Origin of the sequence: Bradyrhizobium sp. CCBAU 45389 (assembly GCF_028128625.1) — a bacterium.
GTDB lineage: Bacteria > Pseudomonadota > Alphaproteobacteria > Rhizobiales > Xanthobacteraceae > Bradyrhizobium > Bradyrhizobium liaoningense_B.
Window position 1 is genome coordinate 453,478 of sequence record NZ_LBIY01000002.1, and the last position, 16,438, is coordinate 469,915.

At 59.3% G+C, this 16,438-nt stretch carries 10 protein-coding genes; 8 read left to right on the forward strand and 2 right to left on the reverse strand.

Features of this window, described 5'->3' with window-relative positions; all coding sequences use genetic code 11:
* Nucleotides 1–318: 318 nt before the first annotated feature.
* From XH79_RS02035 to XH79_RS02045, 3 genes are all read left to right on the forward strand, one after another.
* On the forward strand, nucleotides 319–1,755 hold the full coding sequence (locus XH79_RS02035; RefSeq protein ID WP_271580447.1) for an O-antigen ligase family protein: 1,437 nt from the start codon (nucleotides 319–321) through the stop codon (nucleotides 1,753–1,755).
* Nucleotides 1,752–2,906: a glycosyltransferase family 4 protein gene (locus tag XH79_RS02040; protein ID WP_271580448.1), complete on the forward strand. Its 1,155-nt coding sequence runs from the start codon at nucleotides 1,752–1,754 to the stop codon at nucleotides 2,904–2,906. The genes XH79_RS02035 and XH79_RS02040 overlap by 4 nt, the downstream gene beginning before the upstream one ends.
* Nucleotides 2,907–2,982: 76 nt before the next feature.
* Nucleotides 2,983–4,497: a lipopolysaccharide biosynthesis protein gene (locus XH79_RS02045; protein ID WP_271580449.1), complete on the forward strand. Its 1,515-nt coding sequence runs from the start codon at nucleotides 2,983–2,985 to the stop codon at nucleotides 4,495–4,497.
* A 22-nt stretch (nucleotides 4,498–4,519) separates the two neighbouring features.
* Here XH79_RS02045 and XH79_RS02050 read toward each other — a convergent pair whose 3' ends face one another.
* Complete coding sequence (locus XH79_RS02050; protein ID WP_271580450.1) at nucleotides 4,520–5,374, reverse strand: class I SAM-dependent methyltransferase; 855 nt, start codon at nucleotides 5,372–5,374, stop codon at nucleotides 4,520–4,522.
* Nucleotides 5,375–5,721: 347 nt separating this feature from the next.
* On the opposite strand from XH79_RS02050, the gene XH79_RS02055 reads away from it, so the two are divergent.
* The 4 genes from XH79_RS02055 (at nucleotide 5,722) to galE (ending at nucleotide 13,135) form a co-directional block, all read left to right on the forward strand.
* Nucleotides 5,722–7,824, forward strand: a complete 2,103-nt coding sequence (locus tag XH79_RS02055; RefSeq protein ID WP_271580451.1) for a WD40/YVTN/BNR-like repeat-containing protein — start codon at nucleotides 5,722–5,724, stop codon at nucleotides 7,822–7,824.
* Nucleotides 7,825–7,948: 124 nt separating this feature from the next.
* The gene (gene asnB, locus XH79_RS02060) at nucleotides 7,949–9,799 is read left to right on the forward strand and encodes an asparagine synthase (glutamine-hydrolyzing) (RefSeq protein WP_271580452.1); all 1,851 of its coding nucleotides are present in this window, start codon (nucleotides 7,949–7,951) and stop codon (nucleotides 9,797–9,799) included.
* Between the two features lie 554 nt (nucleotides 9,800–10,353).
* Nucleotides 10,354–11,736, forward strand: coding sequence for a polysaccharide biosynthesis/export family protein (locus tag XH79_RS02065; protein ID WP_271580453.1), 1,383 nt, complete (start codon nucleotides 10,354–10,356; stop codon nucleotides 11,734–11,736).
* Nucleotides 11,737–12,004: 268 nt separating this feature from the next.
* Complete coding sequence (gene galE, locus XH79_RS02070) at nucleotides 12,005–13,135, forward strand: UDP-glucose 4-epimerase GalE (protein ID WP_245003573.1); 1,131 nt, start codon at nucleotides 12,005–12,007, stop codon at nucleotides 13,133–13,135.
* 361 nt (nucleotides 13,136–13,496) lie between these two features.
* On the opposite strand, the gene XH79_RS02075 is transcribed toward galE, so the two are convergent.
* Nucleotides 13,497–13,871 carry a VanZ family protein gene (locus XH79_RS02075; RefSeq protein WP_212339954.1) on the reverse strand — a complete coding sequence of 125 codons (375 nt, stop codon included), beginning with the start codon at nucleotides 13,869–13,871 and terminating at the stop codon, nucleotides 13,497–13,499.
* A gap of 674 nt (nucleotides 13,872–14,545) precedes the next feature.
* Between XH79_RS02075 and XH79_RS02080 the strand changes: the two genes are divergently transcribed.
* Nucleotides 14,546–16,438, forward strand: coding sequence for a hypothetical protein (locus XH79_RS02080; protein WP_271580454.1), 1,893 nt, complete (start codon nucleotides 14,546–14,548; stop codon nucleotides 16,436–16,438).

Consider the following 16,438-nt stretch of genomic DNA (forward strand, 5'->3'; position numbering starts at 1 on the left):
GATTCTGCATTGAAGACTGGGCGCTGCCCTGGTCTCGAAAGGGCATTGCTGGCGCGCTGGTCCGCGCGCACGCAGGCGGCGATCTTGCCCGCCTCCAGGAGCACGTGTCGGAGCAGTCGAAAGGATTACCCCCAATTCGCAGAGTTCACGCAGCATCAGACGCTTGCATATGAAGCATGAGACGGCGAATCTCGCGCACTATCTCAATCTGGTCACGAATGACATCAGCTGCGCTCACGATCTCCTCGCGGCATCATCCGTGATGTCGCGGACGATGACGGCACGCAAAACGTCATTCGACAACATGGCCATCGATAGATGAACGGCTCCTTCTCGAATTCCAGCTCCGTCTCACCGTTGCGAGCCGACACTTTATTCTTGATTCTCATCGGGATATTTGCCGCGATCGGGGGCGGATTGACGGCAATGGTCGGGGGAACGATTCCCTTTTTTCTTTATTCGTTGCCGATTGCCGCGGCGGTGGTTCTTGCCAACTACCGGAATGGAGTCTGGCTGTTAGTGTTACTGTTACCCTTCGCGTCAACCCAAATGGTTCCGCGTCAGGTATTCGAGGTCACCGGATTCAATTCGGAAAATTGCCTGCTCGTGCTCACGTTCTCGTCGTTGTGCTTGGCTTCGCTCCGAGAGGCCGTTCGATTCCCCCACCTGCCGCCGGCACTACTGGTTTATGTCGCACTGATTGCACTCGCCGCCTACAGCGGCTCCGCGTCGGCAGAGCAAGCGATCACGATTCCAGGCGAGGAGCCTTTAACCGTGAAGACATACATCCTCGACAATTTCGCTAAGCCGATGATTATCCTTTTCGTGGCTTGGATGGCGGCTGTGGTCTCGCGAAATGGAGGTGGGCAATCTCTGATCTGGGCGCTCGCAGGGGCCCTTGTTACCTTCTTCATGCTCGTCGTGGCCGACCTCGTTGGCAACGGCATCAGCCTTGAAAGTCTCGCGTCCGCAGGAGAGCGCGGTTTTCTCAGTTGGACCGGAATGCACGCCAATGAGATCGGCCTCATGGCGAATTTGGGGTTTGCGATCCTGCTCTACACGGCGGCGGCCACCGCCCGACCGATTCCGCGCCTGACGCTTTTTGCATGCGCCATCGCCGCCGCCGCGATGGCGGCGCTGACCTTTTCTCGAGGCGCCTTTATCGGCCTTGCCATCATCGTTGGACATTATCTGATCACCCGGCGCCGAACAGGCCAGATCGTTCTTGCGCTGTCGATCATCGTCGGTGTCACCTTGTTATTGCCCGGCGCATTCGTCGAACGAGCGACGACAGGTTTCGCCACAGAGGATACTCATGCAATCACGGCCGGTCGCCCCGACATGATCTGGCGCCCACTATTGCCAACGTTCTGGGAAGCGCCCATCCTCGGGCATGGCCTCGGTTCGACCATGTGGGCCACTCCCAATCTCCGCGGAGAAATGCTTCCGGTCGGACACCCCCATAATGCCTATCTCGGCGTTCTCCTTGATATGGGGATGGTGGGTGTCGCAGTCGTCGCAGCCTTCTTCTGGTCGGCTTGGGCCATGTTCAGACGCCTCGCGAAGAACCATGGTGATCCCCTATGGCGCGGGGTTTTCGAAGGGGGCGTTGTTTGCCTGATGTGCCTCGCCGTCCAGGGATTGACGGATGACCGATTTGTACCGACCTACCCGCAGGTAGCCCTTTGGCTGTGTTATGGGCTCGCACTCGGGCAGGCCCAATCAATCTGTTCGACCAAAAGAACGCAGCCATGAAGGTGTGTTTCGTCGGTTTTCAAAACCTCCCGGTCCTTGCCCCTGAATACAATCACCAAGGTATTGGAGGAGAAGAGGTCCAACAGACGCTGCTCGCGAAAGCACTCGTTGCTCGTGGATACCAGGTTTCCATGGTCGTCGGCGATTACGGTCAATCCGACGCAGCGGCCTGGCACGACGTCACGACCTACAAAACCTATCGTGCGGATGCGGGCCTTCCGGTACTTCGTTTTGTTTATCCCCGCTGGACCGCAACGTGGGCGGCGTTGATGCGGGCCGATGCCGACGTCTACTACACCAGTTGTGCCACCATGAGTGTCGGCTTGGTCGCGATGTTCTGCCGCCGGCATGGATGTGGCCTCGTCCACCGATTGGCACATGACGCGGATGCCGATCCTGAGAAGTTGCTGATACGCTACACACGAGACAAAAAGCTTTACGAATACGGATTGAGGAGGGCTGATAGTGTCCTTTGTCAACACGCCGGTCAGCAACGCGCCCTCTTGGAAAATTACGGACTGACGAGCGTGGTCGCTGACATGCTGGTGGATCCCCCGGATCGGCAGCTGGATCGTGATCAACGCGACTTGGAAATTCTTTGGGTTAACAACCTGCGTGACTTCAAGCGCCCCGAGCTCGCCATCGAGTTGGCGCGCCGCATGCCTTCCCGGCATATCCACATGGTTGGCGGTCCACAACCGGGTTATTCCGACCTGTACAGCAAGATCGAGTCTGCTGCGAAGCGACTGCCGAACCTGACGTTTTGCGGTCGTGTGCCTTATCACGACGTCGGTGACCTCTATGACCGCGCCAAGATTTTCGTCAATACCTCGCACACGGAGGGTTTTCCCAATTCCTTTCTTCAGTCCTGGCGTCGCGGCGTTCCGGTAATATCATTTTTCGATCCCGATGGACTCATCAAGCGCGAAGGCCTGGGTGCCTCACCCCAGTCCATCGATGAGATGGCTTACGTTGCCGACCACTTGATTGCCGATGAAACAGAATGGCGAAAGGCGTCCGAGCGATGCAGAAGCTACATGGACCGGATGCATTGCGATCACGTGGTGCTGAAGCCCTATGTCGCAGCAATCGAAAAAGCGATTCGCCGAAGGACGGAACGACAGGCGTCGAGCAAACCGGTGTGGCGATGAGGCTCCTGATCGGCGGCGATCGACACAGGAGGGATGCCATGCATGCGCGTCAGCGCGTGCATGGCCTCATTTCCTTATGACCGATGCGCTGGAAGCACGACAGCCTGCTGGACGAGGCCGCATGGAGGGAGGCGCGCACGGCATGACGTCAGGGATTCGCCGCAAGGCCAGTTTTCTGGCTACCGCAGGGCTATTCGAGTATGCCATGCAAATGGCGCTGCCGGTCATCCTGGTCCGCCACCTGACCCAGCAGGAGTTTGGGGACTACCGCCTGATGTGGTTGATTGCTTCGACAGGGTTGATCCTGTTTCCCCTCTTCCTGCCGCAGTCCCTGATTTATTTCCTGCCGCGCGCTGCCCCCGGGACTCGGCCGAAGCTGGTGGGGAATACGCTCCTGAGCCTGTTCGCACTCGGCGGTCTTTCGGTTCTCTTGCTTTTGGTGCTGATGCCCGTCTTGCCTGGTTCGATCGCCGGCTTGCAGCGCTACTCGCCGCTCGTGCAGATTTTCGTTGGCACCTGGATATTGGCATCGATTCTCGACGTATTGCCGAACGCGGATGGAAAATCGGAGTGGCAGGCCTGCGCAACGGTCGGCTTTGCGGCACTCAGGGCGGCGGCATTGGCAGGTGCGGCAGTCGCGTCGGGCGACGTGACCTGGGTTCTGGTTGCCATGTGCGGCGCGGCCATGGCGAAGGTCGGGATAGCACTCGCCTATGCTCTGTTTGCCGCGCAGGAAACGGGACTCGCATTCGACAGGCAGCTCGTGCGTTTGCAATTGAATTATTCGTTGCCCTTTGCTGTCGCCCAGGGGTTTTTCCTTTTGCGCGTGCAGGCGGACCAATGGGTCGTGGCGACGAACTTCTCGAACACGGCCTTTGCACTTATCTCGATTGCGTCGACGGTTCTGTTGGTCGGAACGTTGACCCGCCAGCCTCTCAATGATGCTCTTCTACCCAAGATCAGTTCCTTGGTTGGCGCAGGCAAACTCGATGACGCCCTCGCCCTGATACAGAAGGGATACCTCGTACTGGGAATGATGCTGCCCCCAGTTCTCGGGTTGCTGATCTCGACCGCAAACGAGCTCGTCGAACTCATATATACGCGCGAGTATCTGGGGGCGGTGCCGCTCATGCGCATCTATCTCCTGGGACAGATGGCTACCGTCTTCGCGGCGGGCCATCTCCTTCAGGTATTTGGATTCGGTCGGCGGGCCGCAATAATCGGCGCAATATCTCTTCTGCTATCGATTGCTTTGAGCATTCTTGGTCTCCAGTTTTTCGGACTTGCCGGCGTGGTAGCAGGAAGCACCACAAGCCTTGTTCTTTGGGAGTGCTGGGCCTTGAACATGGTTTCCAAAGCACTGGGGGCCAGCATCGCGCAAATGATACGGCTCGATCGGATTTGTAAAGTCATCGTTGTGGTCGCAGTCGGTGTGCTCGTCGTCCACGTCCTCTGCTCCGGGCTGGACACATCCGTCTTTCTCCGCCTCTTCGTGAAGTCCTCGGTCTTTGTGATGACCATGCTGCTTGGGTTTGTGCTCACGAACATGCATCGGTCGGTCATATCTCTCCTTCGTGAGCGGCGGACGTGACGCGCCCTGAACTCCGGTGCTGCTACTTGATGGCGATTGCAGTGATGCCCATCAGGCAGCGCGCCAAGACATTGCACCGCAATCGGGCCGGAAATTGCTGCAGAGCCCGTTCGACGCCGCGTAGTATCGGGTAGGGTGGCGTGACAAGCCGATATCCGGAGACCACGAGGGCGAACTCGACCGACCGGAAGCCGGCCTGAAGCATTAGGGAGCGCACTGAGCCATAGTCGTATTCCCGCATGTGCATGCCGGTCGCCACCTCGTCGAAGAACACCGAGATATCGTGCGGCCCCGTGAGCCTACTCGGGGTCTTGCACACATAGTGCCCGCCGGGCCTAAGCACCCGGTGGATCTCCCGGAGCTGGGCTTCGGCATCCTCGACGTGCAGATGCTCCATAAGCTGGTCCGAGTGCGCCAGATCGACGGAGTTTTCAGCGAGCGGGATCTCGACCCCGTCCGTCTTCAAGAAGCGGAAGCCAGCCGGAGCGGCGACGAAATCCACCAGGGCGTCTGTGACATCGAGGCCCAGCACTTCCCGGACGAAGCCGGCCAGCGCGAATGGCAGCAAGGCGTCACCGCAGCCGACCTCCAGGTACACGTCGCCGCGCCGCACCAGAGGTTTGAGGAGCCTGACCTGCTTTACGATCCAATCCGTCCGCGAGCTCATGGCGGTTTTTTGCGGATGATCCGGCAGGCTGTTGAACAGTTCTGAATAGACCTCCGTATATAATCGGGAACGTTCATCGCGCCCGGCGGCCCGCAGCCGATCCGCGAGCCTCCGTTCGAGTTCGTAGTGCGCGATCAGACGCTCGGGCGACCGTGTATCCTTCCGGCGCCGCTGGATCGCCGCATAGTCAGGCCTCAGCTTCGTCGACATACACGCCCCGCGGCATTGAAGAGAACCGATTCACCAGCAAGTGTGTCCTGGATTATGGTTATCGCAATAACTCTTACGGGTTATCTCGCGCGCGATATGAGCTGAGGGCGAGGTCGGACCTGCGGGCGTTGTCAAAAGCGAGCCAATCGTAGTATTTGAAGTTCATTGCAGACGGAGGGTGTATGGAAGAACAACGACCGGATGCAACAGCCATACGAGCGACGACGATTCGCACGAGGCGATGCGGTCCGTTCATGATGCGGAGCGCTGGCGAGCGGGCCGGAAGACACGTACCCCTGGCAAAGAGTGCCTGGAGCGCATGGTTCATTCGTCGAACGTGTCTAGGAATGCTGTTGGCCGCTTTGAGCTTCGCCGCCGGGCATGCAGGCGTTGTCAAGAGCGAGTCATACGTCTGGACAAACGTGAAGTGGGGCGGCGGTGGGTACGTCACCGGAATCGTCGCACATCCATCGGCCCCCAACTTGCTCTACATCCGCACCGATGTCGGCGGATGTTACCGGTGGGATGCTGCCAACCAGCGGTGGATTCCGTTGCTCGACTGGCTCCCGCTCTCGCACCAGAATCTATTCGGCGGAGAGAGCATCGCTATCGACCCATCGAACCCGAACAACGTCTACTTCGCTGCCGGGATGTTCAGTTGGTGGCGCGACGGACCGTGGGATGTGCTTAAGTCCACGGATCAAGGCAAGACATGGGAGCGCACTAATCTGAACGTCGTGATGCACGGCAACGATGGCCCCGGCGCGCTCAACGGGGAGCGGCTGATTGTAGATCCGAACGACGGCAACGTCCTTTACTTTGGTTCGCGCAACGCTGGTTTGTGGAAAAGCACCAACGCCGCAGCAAGTTGGCAGCGGGTCGAGAGTTTTCCCACCGGCACGGCGGGAGTCGGGATCACCTTCGTGGCCATCGATCGCACGACAGGCAGGGCGGGGTCGCCTTCTGCAACAATCTATGCCGCTGTACGTGGCCACGGAGTCTATCGCAGCATGGACGCAGGGCTATCGTGGGCCGTCATGGCCGGCAGCCCAGTTGCCCCTCACCGCCAAGCCATCGCCTCTGATGGAACCTTCTACGTGACCCACGACGACGGCGTCGCGAAATTTTCCGGGGGGGCCTGGACCAATATCTCGCCGCCTCAGCGGAGGCGCAACTTTTCGGCCATCAGCGTTGACCCGACCAATCCGAACGTCCTGGTGACGATGGAGAGCCACTACGGCTGGTACCGCTCCACGAACGGCGGCGCCAGTTGGACCTTTTGGAACGTGAGCGCCACTTCTTCGGTTCCGTGGCTGCCCAACAGCGAGTTCGCCGATGGGCCGTCGGCGATGGTAATTGATCCTGCCGATCCGAAGCGGGTCTGGTTCACGGACACCGGTGGGGTGTGGCGCACCGACGACATTACCGCCAAGCGCCAAATTTGGCAGAGCTACGTAAATGGGCTGGAAGAGATGGTCGTCTTCGACGTCAAGTCCCCGCCCCAGGGCGCTCCCCTGCTCTCGGCTGTGGCTGACCATATCGGGTTCAGAAATGCCTCTCTCACCACGCCACCGCCCAACGAGTTCGGATATACCCCCTTCGGCAACTCCACAGGAATCGATTTCGAGGAGGCGGATCCAAACTTCGTCGTGCGGGTGGGACATCCTGGAGACACCTCGCCGGCCGGTGGCTATTCCGTCGACAATGCGAAGACCTTCACGGCTTTTCCATCCAACCCAAACGGAAACTTAGACGGCCGAGTGGCGGTTTCGGCCACGTCACGGCGGATCGTATGGCTGCCGAAAGGAAGCGTTCCCTACTACTCGACCGACCTGGGCGCCTCGTGGACGCAGTCGGTTGGAGCGCCATCGGCCGCCGTCGAAGGAAAGAACTACTGGAGCAAGAACAAACCACTGGCCGCGGACCGCACAGATGGAAGCAAGTTCTACCTGTACGACTACAACAACGGGCATTTCTACCGCTCGACCGATGGTGCGGCGACATTCGAGAGCGTCTCAACTATTCCGCCGTCGGGCTGGCGACAGCAGGTCGTAGAGGCCGCCCCAGGAATGAGCGGGGAGGTTTGGATGAGCAACGGTGCCTCGGGCCTTTATCGTTCGTCGAACGCAGGTGAGACCTTCGCCAAGGTCGCCAACGTGCAGTACGCCTTCATGTTCAGCTTCGGAGCGCCCCCGAACGGGTCGAAAGTCCCGACGGTCTTTCTCTACGGGACAGTGGAAAATACGAAGGGGGTCTTTAGGTCCGACGACATGGGGACCAACTGGATTCTCATCAACGACAGCCAGTACCAAATGAGCGATCTCGTAAACGGAGCCGGGGCCATGGCGGGCGACCGGCAGGTCTGGGGCCGCGTGTACATCGGGACCGACGGACGGGGCGTCTTCTACGGTGTACCGTCTGATGCAGCCCCAAGCGCGCGGATGCAGTGATTGATTTTGTCCGCTCGTTAACCCCTGGAGATTTGACGAAGAGCGCCCCTCCTTTGTAACCTGCTCTGTAACTTGCAATGTTTCGCGTATCTTTCTTTTCGCATAGAAAAACGATCGGGCAACCATGTGCGGAATTGCCGGCATAGTCGAGGCCGAGAAGCCGGTTAGCTTTCAATTGGTGCAAAGCATGTGCGATGCACTCGCACACCGCGGCCCGGACGACGCTGGTACCTGGCTCAGTCCTGATCGGCGGGTAGGCTTAGGTCATCGGCGCTTAGCCATAATCGATCTCAGCCCTCTCGGTCATCAGCCAATGAGCTCGGACGATGGCCAGATAACAATTGTCTTTAATGGTGAGATTTACAATTTTCAGGAAGTTCGAGCCGAACTTCAGGCGCGCGGCAATAGTTTTCGCAGCACAAGCGATACCGAGGTCGTGATCGCCGCGTATCGAACGTGGGGCCCCGCGTGTCTCGATCGTTTGGTCGGAATGTTCGCGCTCGCGATCTGGGACGGCGCCAAACGACGCCTGTTCGTTACTCGCGATCGGGCCGGCGAAAAGCCTTTATTCTATTTGCACAAGAATGGCCGGTTCGCTTTCGCGTCCGAGCTGAAAGCTATTCTCGTTGATCCGAACATCCCACGGAGCATCAATCGCGAGGCGCTCGACGATTACTTGGCGTATGGTTACGTTTCCGGGTCACTTTGCATCTTCGACGGATTCGCAAAACTACCGCCGGGGCATTGGCTGACTTACGAACCCGATCTGGATCGACTGCAGATCAGCAGATACTGGGACCTACCGATACGTGCCACCAACACCGCGCAGAGCGATTTGCAAGAGCTCACGAGCGATCTCGAGGTCCTGCTGACGCAGAGCGTGCGCTGCCAGCTTATCGCTGATGTGCCGATCGGCATCATGCTGAGCGGTGGTCTTGATTCGAGCCTCGTGGCTGCCGCGGCCGTCAGGAGTTCGGGGCGGGCTGTTCGCACTTTCAACGTCGCCTTTCCAGGCTATCCGAGCTTCGACGAGTCGCGCCACGCGCGTCGGGTCGCTGATTATCTCGGTTCAAACCATACTGAACTCGTCGCTGAGCCGGGCTCGGGCGAGCTCCTGCCTTCGCTCATCCGTCAATATGACGAGCCTATCGCTGACAACTCGTTGCTTCCCACCTATCTGGTGAGTCGCGCAATTCGAAAGGAATGCGCTGTCGCCCTAGGAGGCGATGGCGGCGATGAACTCTTCGGTGGCTACATTCATCATCCTTGGCTTCTGAAGATCGCGCAACTACGGCAGTTTGGTCTGCATCGGCTCGGATTGGAGGCACTCGCCGCAAAATCGATACCGTTGGGAATCGAAGGACGCAACGCGATCATGGGGCTACTCAGCTGCAATGAGCCACAAACAGTGCTGACGCGACTACTTGATCCGATTACGAGGTCGCGACTGACCGGCCGGCCTGTGTCGGTTACCCCGGAACTTCGCCGCGCTGGATTGGAAACAGTCTGCGGTGGCATAGATGCGATTTGTGCCGCCGAGTTTCGCAGCTACTTGCCGGATGACATTCTCGTCAAAGTCGATCGGGCCAGCATGCTCACATCCCTGGAGGTGCGCGCGCCGCTCCTGGATCATCGAATCGTCGAGTTTGCTTTTGGGCGATTGCCCGGAAGATTCAAAGTCCAGAATGCTCGAAGAAAGATCATCTTGCGTGCTCTTGCGCAGCGTTGGCTACCTCCCGACTTTGATAGTCACCGAAAGCAGGGTTTCTCGATCCCTCTGCATGAATGGTTCCAGGGACCTTGGCGGCCGCTCGTGGACGATCTCATCGCGACCGGCTCGCCACTTTTTGAAAAGCGATTTTTGGCGCGCCTCCTGTCAAGCCTTCGGTCGACGGAGCGCGGAAGTCGCCGCTTATTTCAGCTCATGATGGTCGAGATGTGGCGCCGTGAGTATCGCGCTTCCGTACCAGAATAGCTTGCAGCTCGGTTCGAGCGTTTTCACCAGCGGTGCCTGCGCTCGGTGGATCCTGGCGCCGGCGTGATCGTCGGCGGTGAAGCGTTCGTCCGCGATGGCCGTACTGTTCTTAAACGATCGTCATCTGCGCGCCCATGTTCCGCACCGGCTACGAGTAGGAACTCGGCACCTGCTGCCAATAGTAATAGAGCGGCCAATCTGCCCCTTCCAACGGCCTGCGATCGCCGTGCCGCCATGGACCGGATGTGCCGGAAGTTTGGCGGAGGCCGGCAAAACGGGCAATAAGTGGGTAACTACGATGGTCGATTGAGCCGCGACCGCGCGGGATTAGATTCGGGCAGCAATGGAAGCGCCCGTCCCAATGGGTTCGATGAGTATGATAGAGAACCGTTCAATCGAACTGAGCGGAAGAAGGCACCGAGTGGTTCGGCGTCAATGAGAGAACGGAACGTAATTTCGCTGATCGCCTGTCGGGAGACTACTCGGACGGTTGTCCGCGAACAAATTTGAAAGACTTTCACTTCGGTGACTACGTTCGTACAGGGAATGACCCCATGCCGAACTCCAGACTGCGCAATAGCTTCCATGTCGACGTCGATGGCAGCGACCTGGGTCGTTGCATCAAATGGGCCTTGGTGGCTATTGGCCTGACAATTTCCGTCACTCAAGCAAAGGCGGAATATCTGGTAAGCATCGGAGATGTGCTGGAGGTTGCGGTGGCGGGCGTGCCGGAGCTGCGGCATCGTGCTCCCGTTCAAATGGACGGGAATATTTCGTTGCCTCTGGTTGGAACGCTTCCGGTGGCCGGCCTGCCCTTACCACAGATCCGAGCCAAAATCGGGGCTGCACTTGCGCGCAAGGTATTTCGACAGCGGACGTCCGATGGCCGTGAGACGGTCGTCGTGATCGACGCAGGCGAGGTCACGACGATCATCGCGGAATACAAGCCCATATACGTAAATGGGGATGTATCGAAGCCGGGTGAGTACCCTTATCGTCCGTCTATTACCGCACGCCAGCTCGTCGCCGTGGCAGGCGGCTACGACATCATGCGCGTCAAAATGAACAACCCGTATCTCGAGGCAGCGGACCTGAGAGGCGAGTATGGTTCGCTTTGGACAGAGCTGGCCAAAGAACAAGCGCGTATGTGGCGCATCAAGACCGAACTTGGAGAGGCAGCCCAGATCAGTTCAGGCGCTCTGATGGACGCGCCCTTAGCTCGATCGGCGATTTCGGACATCGTTAATGCAGAAACGGAATATCTGAAGACCAAGCAGAGTGATTATCAGCAGGAAAAGACGTATCTTCAGCGCGGCATTAGGCAGGGAGACGACGAGGTCCGCGTGCTGTCAGAGCAGCAGAAGAAGGATGAGGAGGGACTTCAAGCAGATCTTGATGACCTGCAGAAAACGACCGAGCTCTTCGGCAAGGGTTCCTTGATCAGCCCTCGCGTTACGGATGCGCGTCGCGCCGTGCTGCTGTCATCAACCCGGAAGCTGCAAACCTCTGCGCAACTGCTGCAAGTCAAGAAGCAGCAGGACGAGTTCGTCAGGAAGCTGGCAAAGCTAGACGACCAGCGGAGGCTCGACTTGCTCCGCGAGCTGCAAGATACCAGCGTGAAGCTCAATCAAATTCGCGAGAAGCTGCAGAGCGTCGGCGAGAAACTTCAGTACACTGCGATGGTTCGATCACAACTCGTGCGAGGAACCGGCAACCACGCGGAGATTGCCATCATCAGGAAGGGCGATAAGGGACAGGAACGGATCATCGCAAGCGAAGATGCCGAACTGCAGCCGGGTGACGCCGTCGAGGTCACCCTCCGATACCAGGATGGTCCTCCCGTCCCTCCCCGAAGGATAGGCAGTTCAGACATTCCATCAGGGACAAGCCGGACCGATGAGAACGCTGGCGATTCGGTGCGCATCGGGCAGAGGTAACAACAGCCGTCGCAGTTCCGTAGCGGGAGATAGCATTTTGCGACGCTATCCTACGTTGGCGGTCCAAACCTCATCCGCGACGCCTGGAAATGGATGATGCAACGGTCATGAGCGCCCGATGGTCCGTTCCCGGCTGCATCACCCGCGATGCAGTCCAGTAGAGGTAGCTCATAAGGCCCAGAATCTCCACGCCCCGTGGACGCGACTTCCGATTAATGTGGTGTCGCATCCACGGAGGCCAGTTGAGCGAATGCGGAAGCTGTCCGAGATGATCTTGGTGACTGGAGGTACCGGCTACATCGGGTCCCACGTCTGTATCGCATTGCTGGACGCCGGGTTCGACGTCGTCGCGCTCGACAATCTCTCCAACAGCAGCCAGACTTCGCTCGAGCGGGTGCAGTCCATTTGCGGGCGTTCGCTCGTCTTTCGACACGCAGATATCCGCCATGAAGAGGCGATTCACGACATACTTAGTTCCTGCGGAGTGACCGCGGTCATTCACCTTGCAGGGCTGAAGGCCGTGGGTGATTCCAACGTACGTCCCCTGAACTATTACGAGAACAACGTTCTGGGAACGATGCGGCTCGTATCGGCAATGAAGAGGGCGAATGTAAAGACACTTGTATTCAGCTCGTCCGCGACCGTTTACGGAATACCTAAATACTTGCCACTCGACGAGAAGCATCCCCTCTGTCCGACCAATCCGTATGGCCGCACAAAGCTCGTTATCGAAGAGATGCTGAAGGATCTCTGCAGGTCCGACGACGATTGGCGGATCGCCAATCTGCGCTACTTCAATCCGGTTGGAGCACACGAAAGCGGGCTGGTCGGAGAAGACCCGCTGGGCCTTCCCAACAACCTGCTCCCGTTTGTGGCGCAGGTGGCGATTGGACGGAGGGAGAAGCTGCAGATCTGGGGAAACGACTATGACACGCCTGATGGCACCGGAGTCCGCGACTTCATTCATGTGGTCGATCTCGCATCCGGGCACTTGAGCGCCTTGCGCAACCTGAGACAGCCTGGTGTGCTCACGGTCAATCTTGGCACGGGGAACGGCAGCAGCGTTCTGGACATCGTTCGTACATTTGAAGCAGCGAGCGGGCGTTCAGTTCCCTATGAAATCAGGGAGCGTCGGGCTGGCGATGTCGCCGCCTGCTATGCCGACCCGACCTTTGCGATGGAGGCCTTGGGCTGGAAGTCGACCCGATCGTTGGAGCAGATGTGTGCGGACCATTGGCGTTGGCAATTGCAGAACCCCGACGGTTACCATGGTAGCGCACTTTCAAAGACCGGAGCTGTCCAGGCATTTCCACCGTCACGGATGAGTGCGTGCGCCTCAGCTATTCGAACGGGCGACGCCGAGCGGGTTCGGGGCGAGCACACCGCCCATCAGAGGTAGCTCGCAATGCTCCATAATCTCCAAACCGGAGAGCGAGGCGGCAGGTAAGATGCGGTCGCGTGGGGATTTGCGATGCCACACTATCGTGCATTTGTTTTGGACGAACACGGCCAATTGGGGAGCGTGGTCAACCTCCACTGCCCGGACGACGCGTCCGCAACCGAGCGGGCCGGGCGGTTGGCGGATGGTCACGAGGTTCAGCTTTGGCGACTGGTCGCCGAGCTAAAGTTTGACGATCCGCGGCAACGACACAAGCGGCGGCGGGCTGTCCGTGCACCAATGCACTGAGCTCGATTGATGGTGCGCTCCGTCTCGCGGTCAGCTCGCGCATCTTCCGCTGCAAGTCAGATCAGTGCGCTCGCTAAGGACGCTGGCGCCTCACCGCGTCGGGATCGTGGATCAATTGCGCCATCATCCGGCTGGCCGCTGCGGAAAGCGCGAAGCCGGCGCAGGTCGAAAGCGCATCGACCATAAAATCCTCAAACCTCGCGTGCCGTCCCGGTACCCATAGTTGCATGATCTCAAGCAGGCCGATCAGGACAACGGCGAGCGCTGAAGCAGTCCAGCGCCGCTGCGGATAGGCAAGGCCGAAGGCGATCCCGACCAGAAGGAAGGCGAGCGCGTGATCGCCGTGCTGTCCGAGAAAGGGACGAGGCCGAGCGTCCTGAGGTCCAAGCGTTGCAAATGTGACGGCCGCTGCGAGGAGCCACGCGACAAGCCGAAGGATAGCGGTAATAGCCACTAAAGGGCCTCGATTGGCAGCCCCTGCCGGGGCTCTTCATTTCTGAGACTCGATTTCAAGAACATGCTCCCTTCACTCGGCGCAACCGGCACCCCTGAGCGGTAGAACGCCAGGTCCATGATTACCACTTGCTCTTGACATATGAGTGCAGGATTCCTGACGTGCGTGGACGAAAGGAGAGTACTCCAAATGGATGGGACACCGAACCAAAATCCGGAACTGGCCTTCTGCACCGGCTCGGCGATGCGGGCTTGCGCGCTCGCTCTGGATCAGCACATGGCCGATTAGATGCGAAACATCTTCGGACACTCGACATACAATTTAGAATAGCGGTCGCATAGGTGCATCCGCACTGGGAGTACCTATCCATGGCAGTTGTTAATCGCTGTTTGTTAGCAACAATAGCTTCTGCTTTCCTCACGATTGAGGACAATGCAATGGCGATCCGTGAAGGCGCTACTCGCAGGCGCGGGGCTGGACGGCCCTAGGATCCAGCCCGCTGCGGCCATCTCATTGTTCACGGCTCGGGCACAATCCGTACTCTAACCCAAAAGTGGTGGGGAGGGTCCTCCATGCGAGCTATATGATTCGCGTAAAGATGAAGCGCATAATGAGGCGTCTGAAGGCATCTGAGAGATATCGTATCTCCGCGCGACAGGTGATTGCAGATGGCTCGCACGGTCGTGCTCAACGAGGAAATGAAGAACTCCCTCACGCGGGGACCATGCGCGCACCTGTGGATGGCAGCGGTCATGCTCGCTATGACATGGGCGTCGGAGGCGGAGGCTTCCCGGGACCAGGCGCGACACCGCGCAGACGGGCAACTGGCTGTCCACGATCTCGGTTCTGACGAGTTCAAGAGGTTGCTGCCGGGCCGGGGCGGCAGTGACAAATCGATACAGGTTGCGCAAGCGACGACTGGCGACACAGGAGCGCTGCAGCAGCCCCCTAAACAGCAACGCGACTGGCCAGAGTCCCTGTCATGCGAACTCGCCCTTGCAAGGCGCGACATCGCATTGCTGCAACGCCTGGAGCAGGAGCACGATCGAGCCGAGTGGCTGGCGCAGGATCTCGCGGCCGCCCGGCACGATGTCGAAACCCAGACCGCGCTGGCGACGAAGGCAGGTGAGGAAGCGTCCCGGCTGAAGCGGGCAGGAGAAAGCAGTGCCGCGGAGTTAGAGAAATCGCTGCGGCAGGAGCGCGAGCGCTCGGTCCGGCTGGAGCAGGATCTTGCAGCCGAGCGGCAACACGTCGAGTCCCAGGCTGCGCTGGCGACAAAGGCTAACGAGGACCTTCTGCAGCAGAAGCAGGCAGCGGAAGCCAGTGCCGCGGACTTGAGGCAGTCGATGCGGAACGAGCGTGACCGGGCCGAAACTCTCGCACAAGACCTATCCCTGACACGGAGCGCAATTTATGCATACCAGGTGCAAACCGCGCCGTCGGCGAGAGCCAGCGACGGCTCGTCCTTGCTGAAAGCGGCCGAAAGGGACGGCACGGCGGAGCTGCAGAATTCCCTGCAACAAGAGCGCGATCGGACCGGGCAGCTGGAGCAAGCGCTGGTGGCCGCGCACCGAGATATCGATGAGCAGGCCGCGCTGGCTGCAAGGGCGAGTGACGAGGTCGGCAGACTGACGCGAGCGGCAAAAGCCGAAGCCGCAGACCAGAAGCAATCGATCCAGAAGGAGCAAGAGAGAGCTGATGCGCTGGCGCAGGATCTCTCGATCGCTCGCAGCAAGATTTACGCATACGAAGCGCAAGCCGCCAAAGCCAGCGAGGAAGCGGCACAGCTCAGACAGACGGCGGCGAGCAATACGGCCTCGTTGGAGCAAGCGCAGCAGCAGGAGCGCGAGCGGGCTGAACAGCTGGCCCGGGACTTTGCAAAAGCAAGCCGCGAACTCGACGCGCAGACCGAACGAGCGTCCAAGGCGAGCGAGGACGTCGCACGGATCAGGCAGGCCCGAGAACGCGAATCGACCGAGCTGCGGAGCTTGTTGCAGCGTGAGCGCGAGCGCGCCGAGGAATTAGAAAGGGATCTCGCATTGGCGCGTCGAGATAACGGCGCGCTTGTGGGGAACTCTCCCTCTGCTGCGCCTCCGCCGGCTACCACCGGCAGGGCTGTACGCGAGGAACCGCCGTCGGCGCCGACCCGGCCAATCCAAAACCGGCCTGTGCAAGACGGACCCGTCCAGGACAAGCCCATCCCACATAAATCGGTCGGAGCCCGACCTGTCCCAGACAAGGCCATAGCAGCGCGTGGCCAGAGCAATGCTCAGGTCCAGTCCAACGACAGCGCGCAAGCGGAAAAATTGGTCGCGCGCGCAAGCGCACTACTTGAACAGGGAGACATCGGCTCGGCTCGGATCGTGCTGGAGCGCGCCGCTGAGATGGGGAGCGCGAAAGCAAGCTTCGCGCTCGCGGAAACCTACGATCCGCTGATCCTGCCGAATTTCGGAACGTACGGAACGCAAGGGGATTCCACCAAAGCGCGAGATCTTTATGCGCGAGCCGAAGCCGGGGGAATCAAGGAAGCAAAAGCGCGATACGAAGCGTTGCGCCGATAG

What these genes read in the sequence shown, in the direction of transcription:
- XH79_RS02035 (WP_271580447.1), top strand. Translation starts at nt 319, where the DNA reads ATGAACGGCTCCTTCTCGAATTCCAGCTCCGTCTCACCGTTGCGAGCC.
- XH79_RS02040 (WP_271580448.1), top strand. Translation starts at nt 1,752, where the DNA reads ATGAAGGTGTGTTTCGTCGGTTTTCAAAACCTCCCGGTCCTTGCCCCT.
- XH79_RS02045 (WP_271580449.1), top strand. Translation starts at nt 2,983, where the DNA reads ATGACCGATGCGCTGGAAGCACGACAGCCTGCTGGACGAGGCCGCATG.
- XH79_RS02050 (WP_271580450.1), bottom strand. Translation starts at nt 5,374, where the DNA reads ATGTCGACGAAGCTGAGGCCTGACTATGCGGCGATCCAGCGGCGCCGG.
- XH79_RS02055 (WP_271580451.1), top strand. Translation starts at nt 5,722, where the DNA reads ATGCTGTTGGCCGCTTTGAGCTTCGCCGCCGGGCATGCAGGCGTTGTC.
- asnB (WP_271580452.1), top strand. Translation starts at nt 7,949, where the DNA reads ATGTGCGGAATTGCCGGCATAGTCGAGGCCGAGAAGCCGGTTAGCTTT.
- XH79_RS02065 (WP_271580453.1), top strand. Translation starts at nt 10,354, where the DNA reads ATGCCGAACTCCAGACTGCGCAATAGCTTCCATGTCGACGTCGATGGC.
- galE (WP_245003573.1), top strand. Translation starts at nt 12,005, where the DNA reads ATGATCTTGGTGACTGGAGGTACCGGCTACATCGGGTCCCACGTCTGT.
- XH79_RS02080 (WP_271580454.1), top strand. Translation starts at nt 14,546, where the DNA reads ATGGCTCGCACGGTCGTGCTCAACGAGGAAATGAAGAACTCCCTCACG.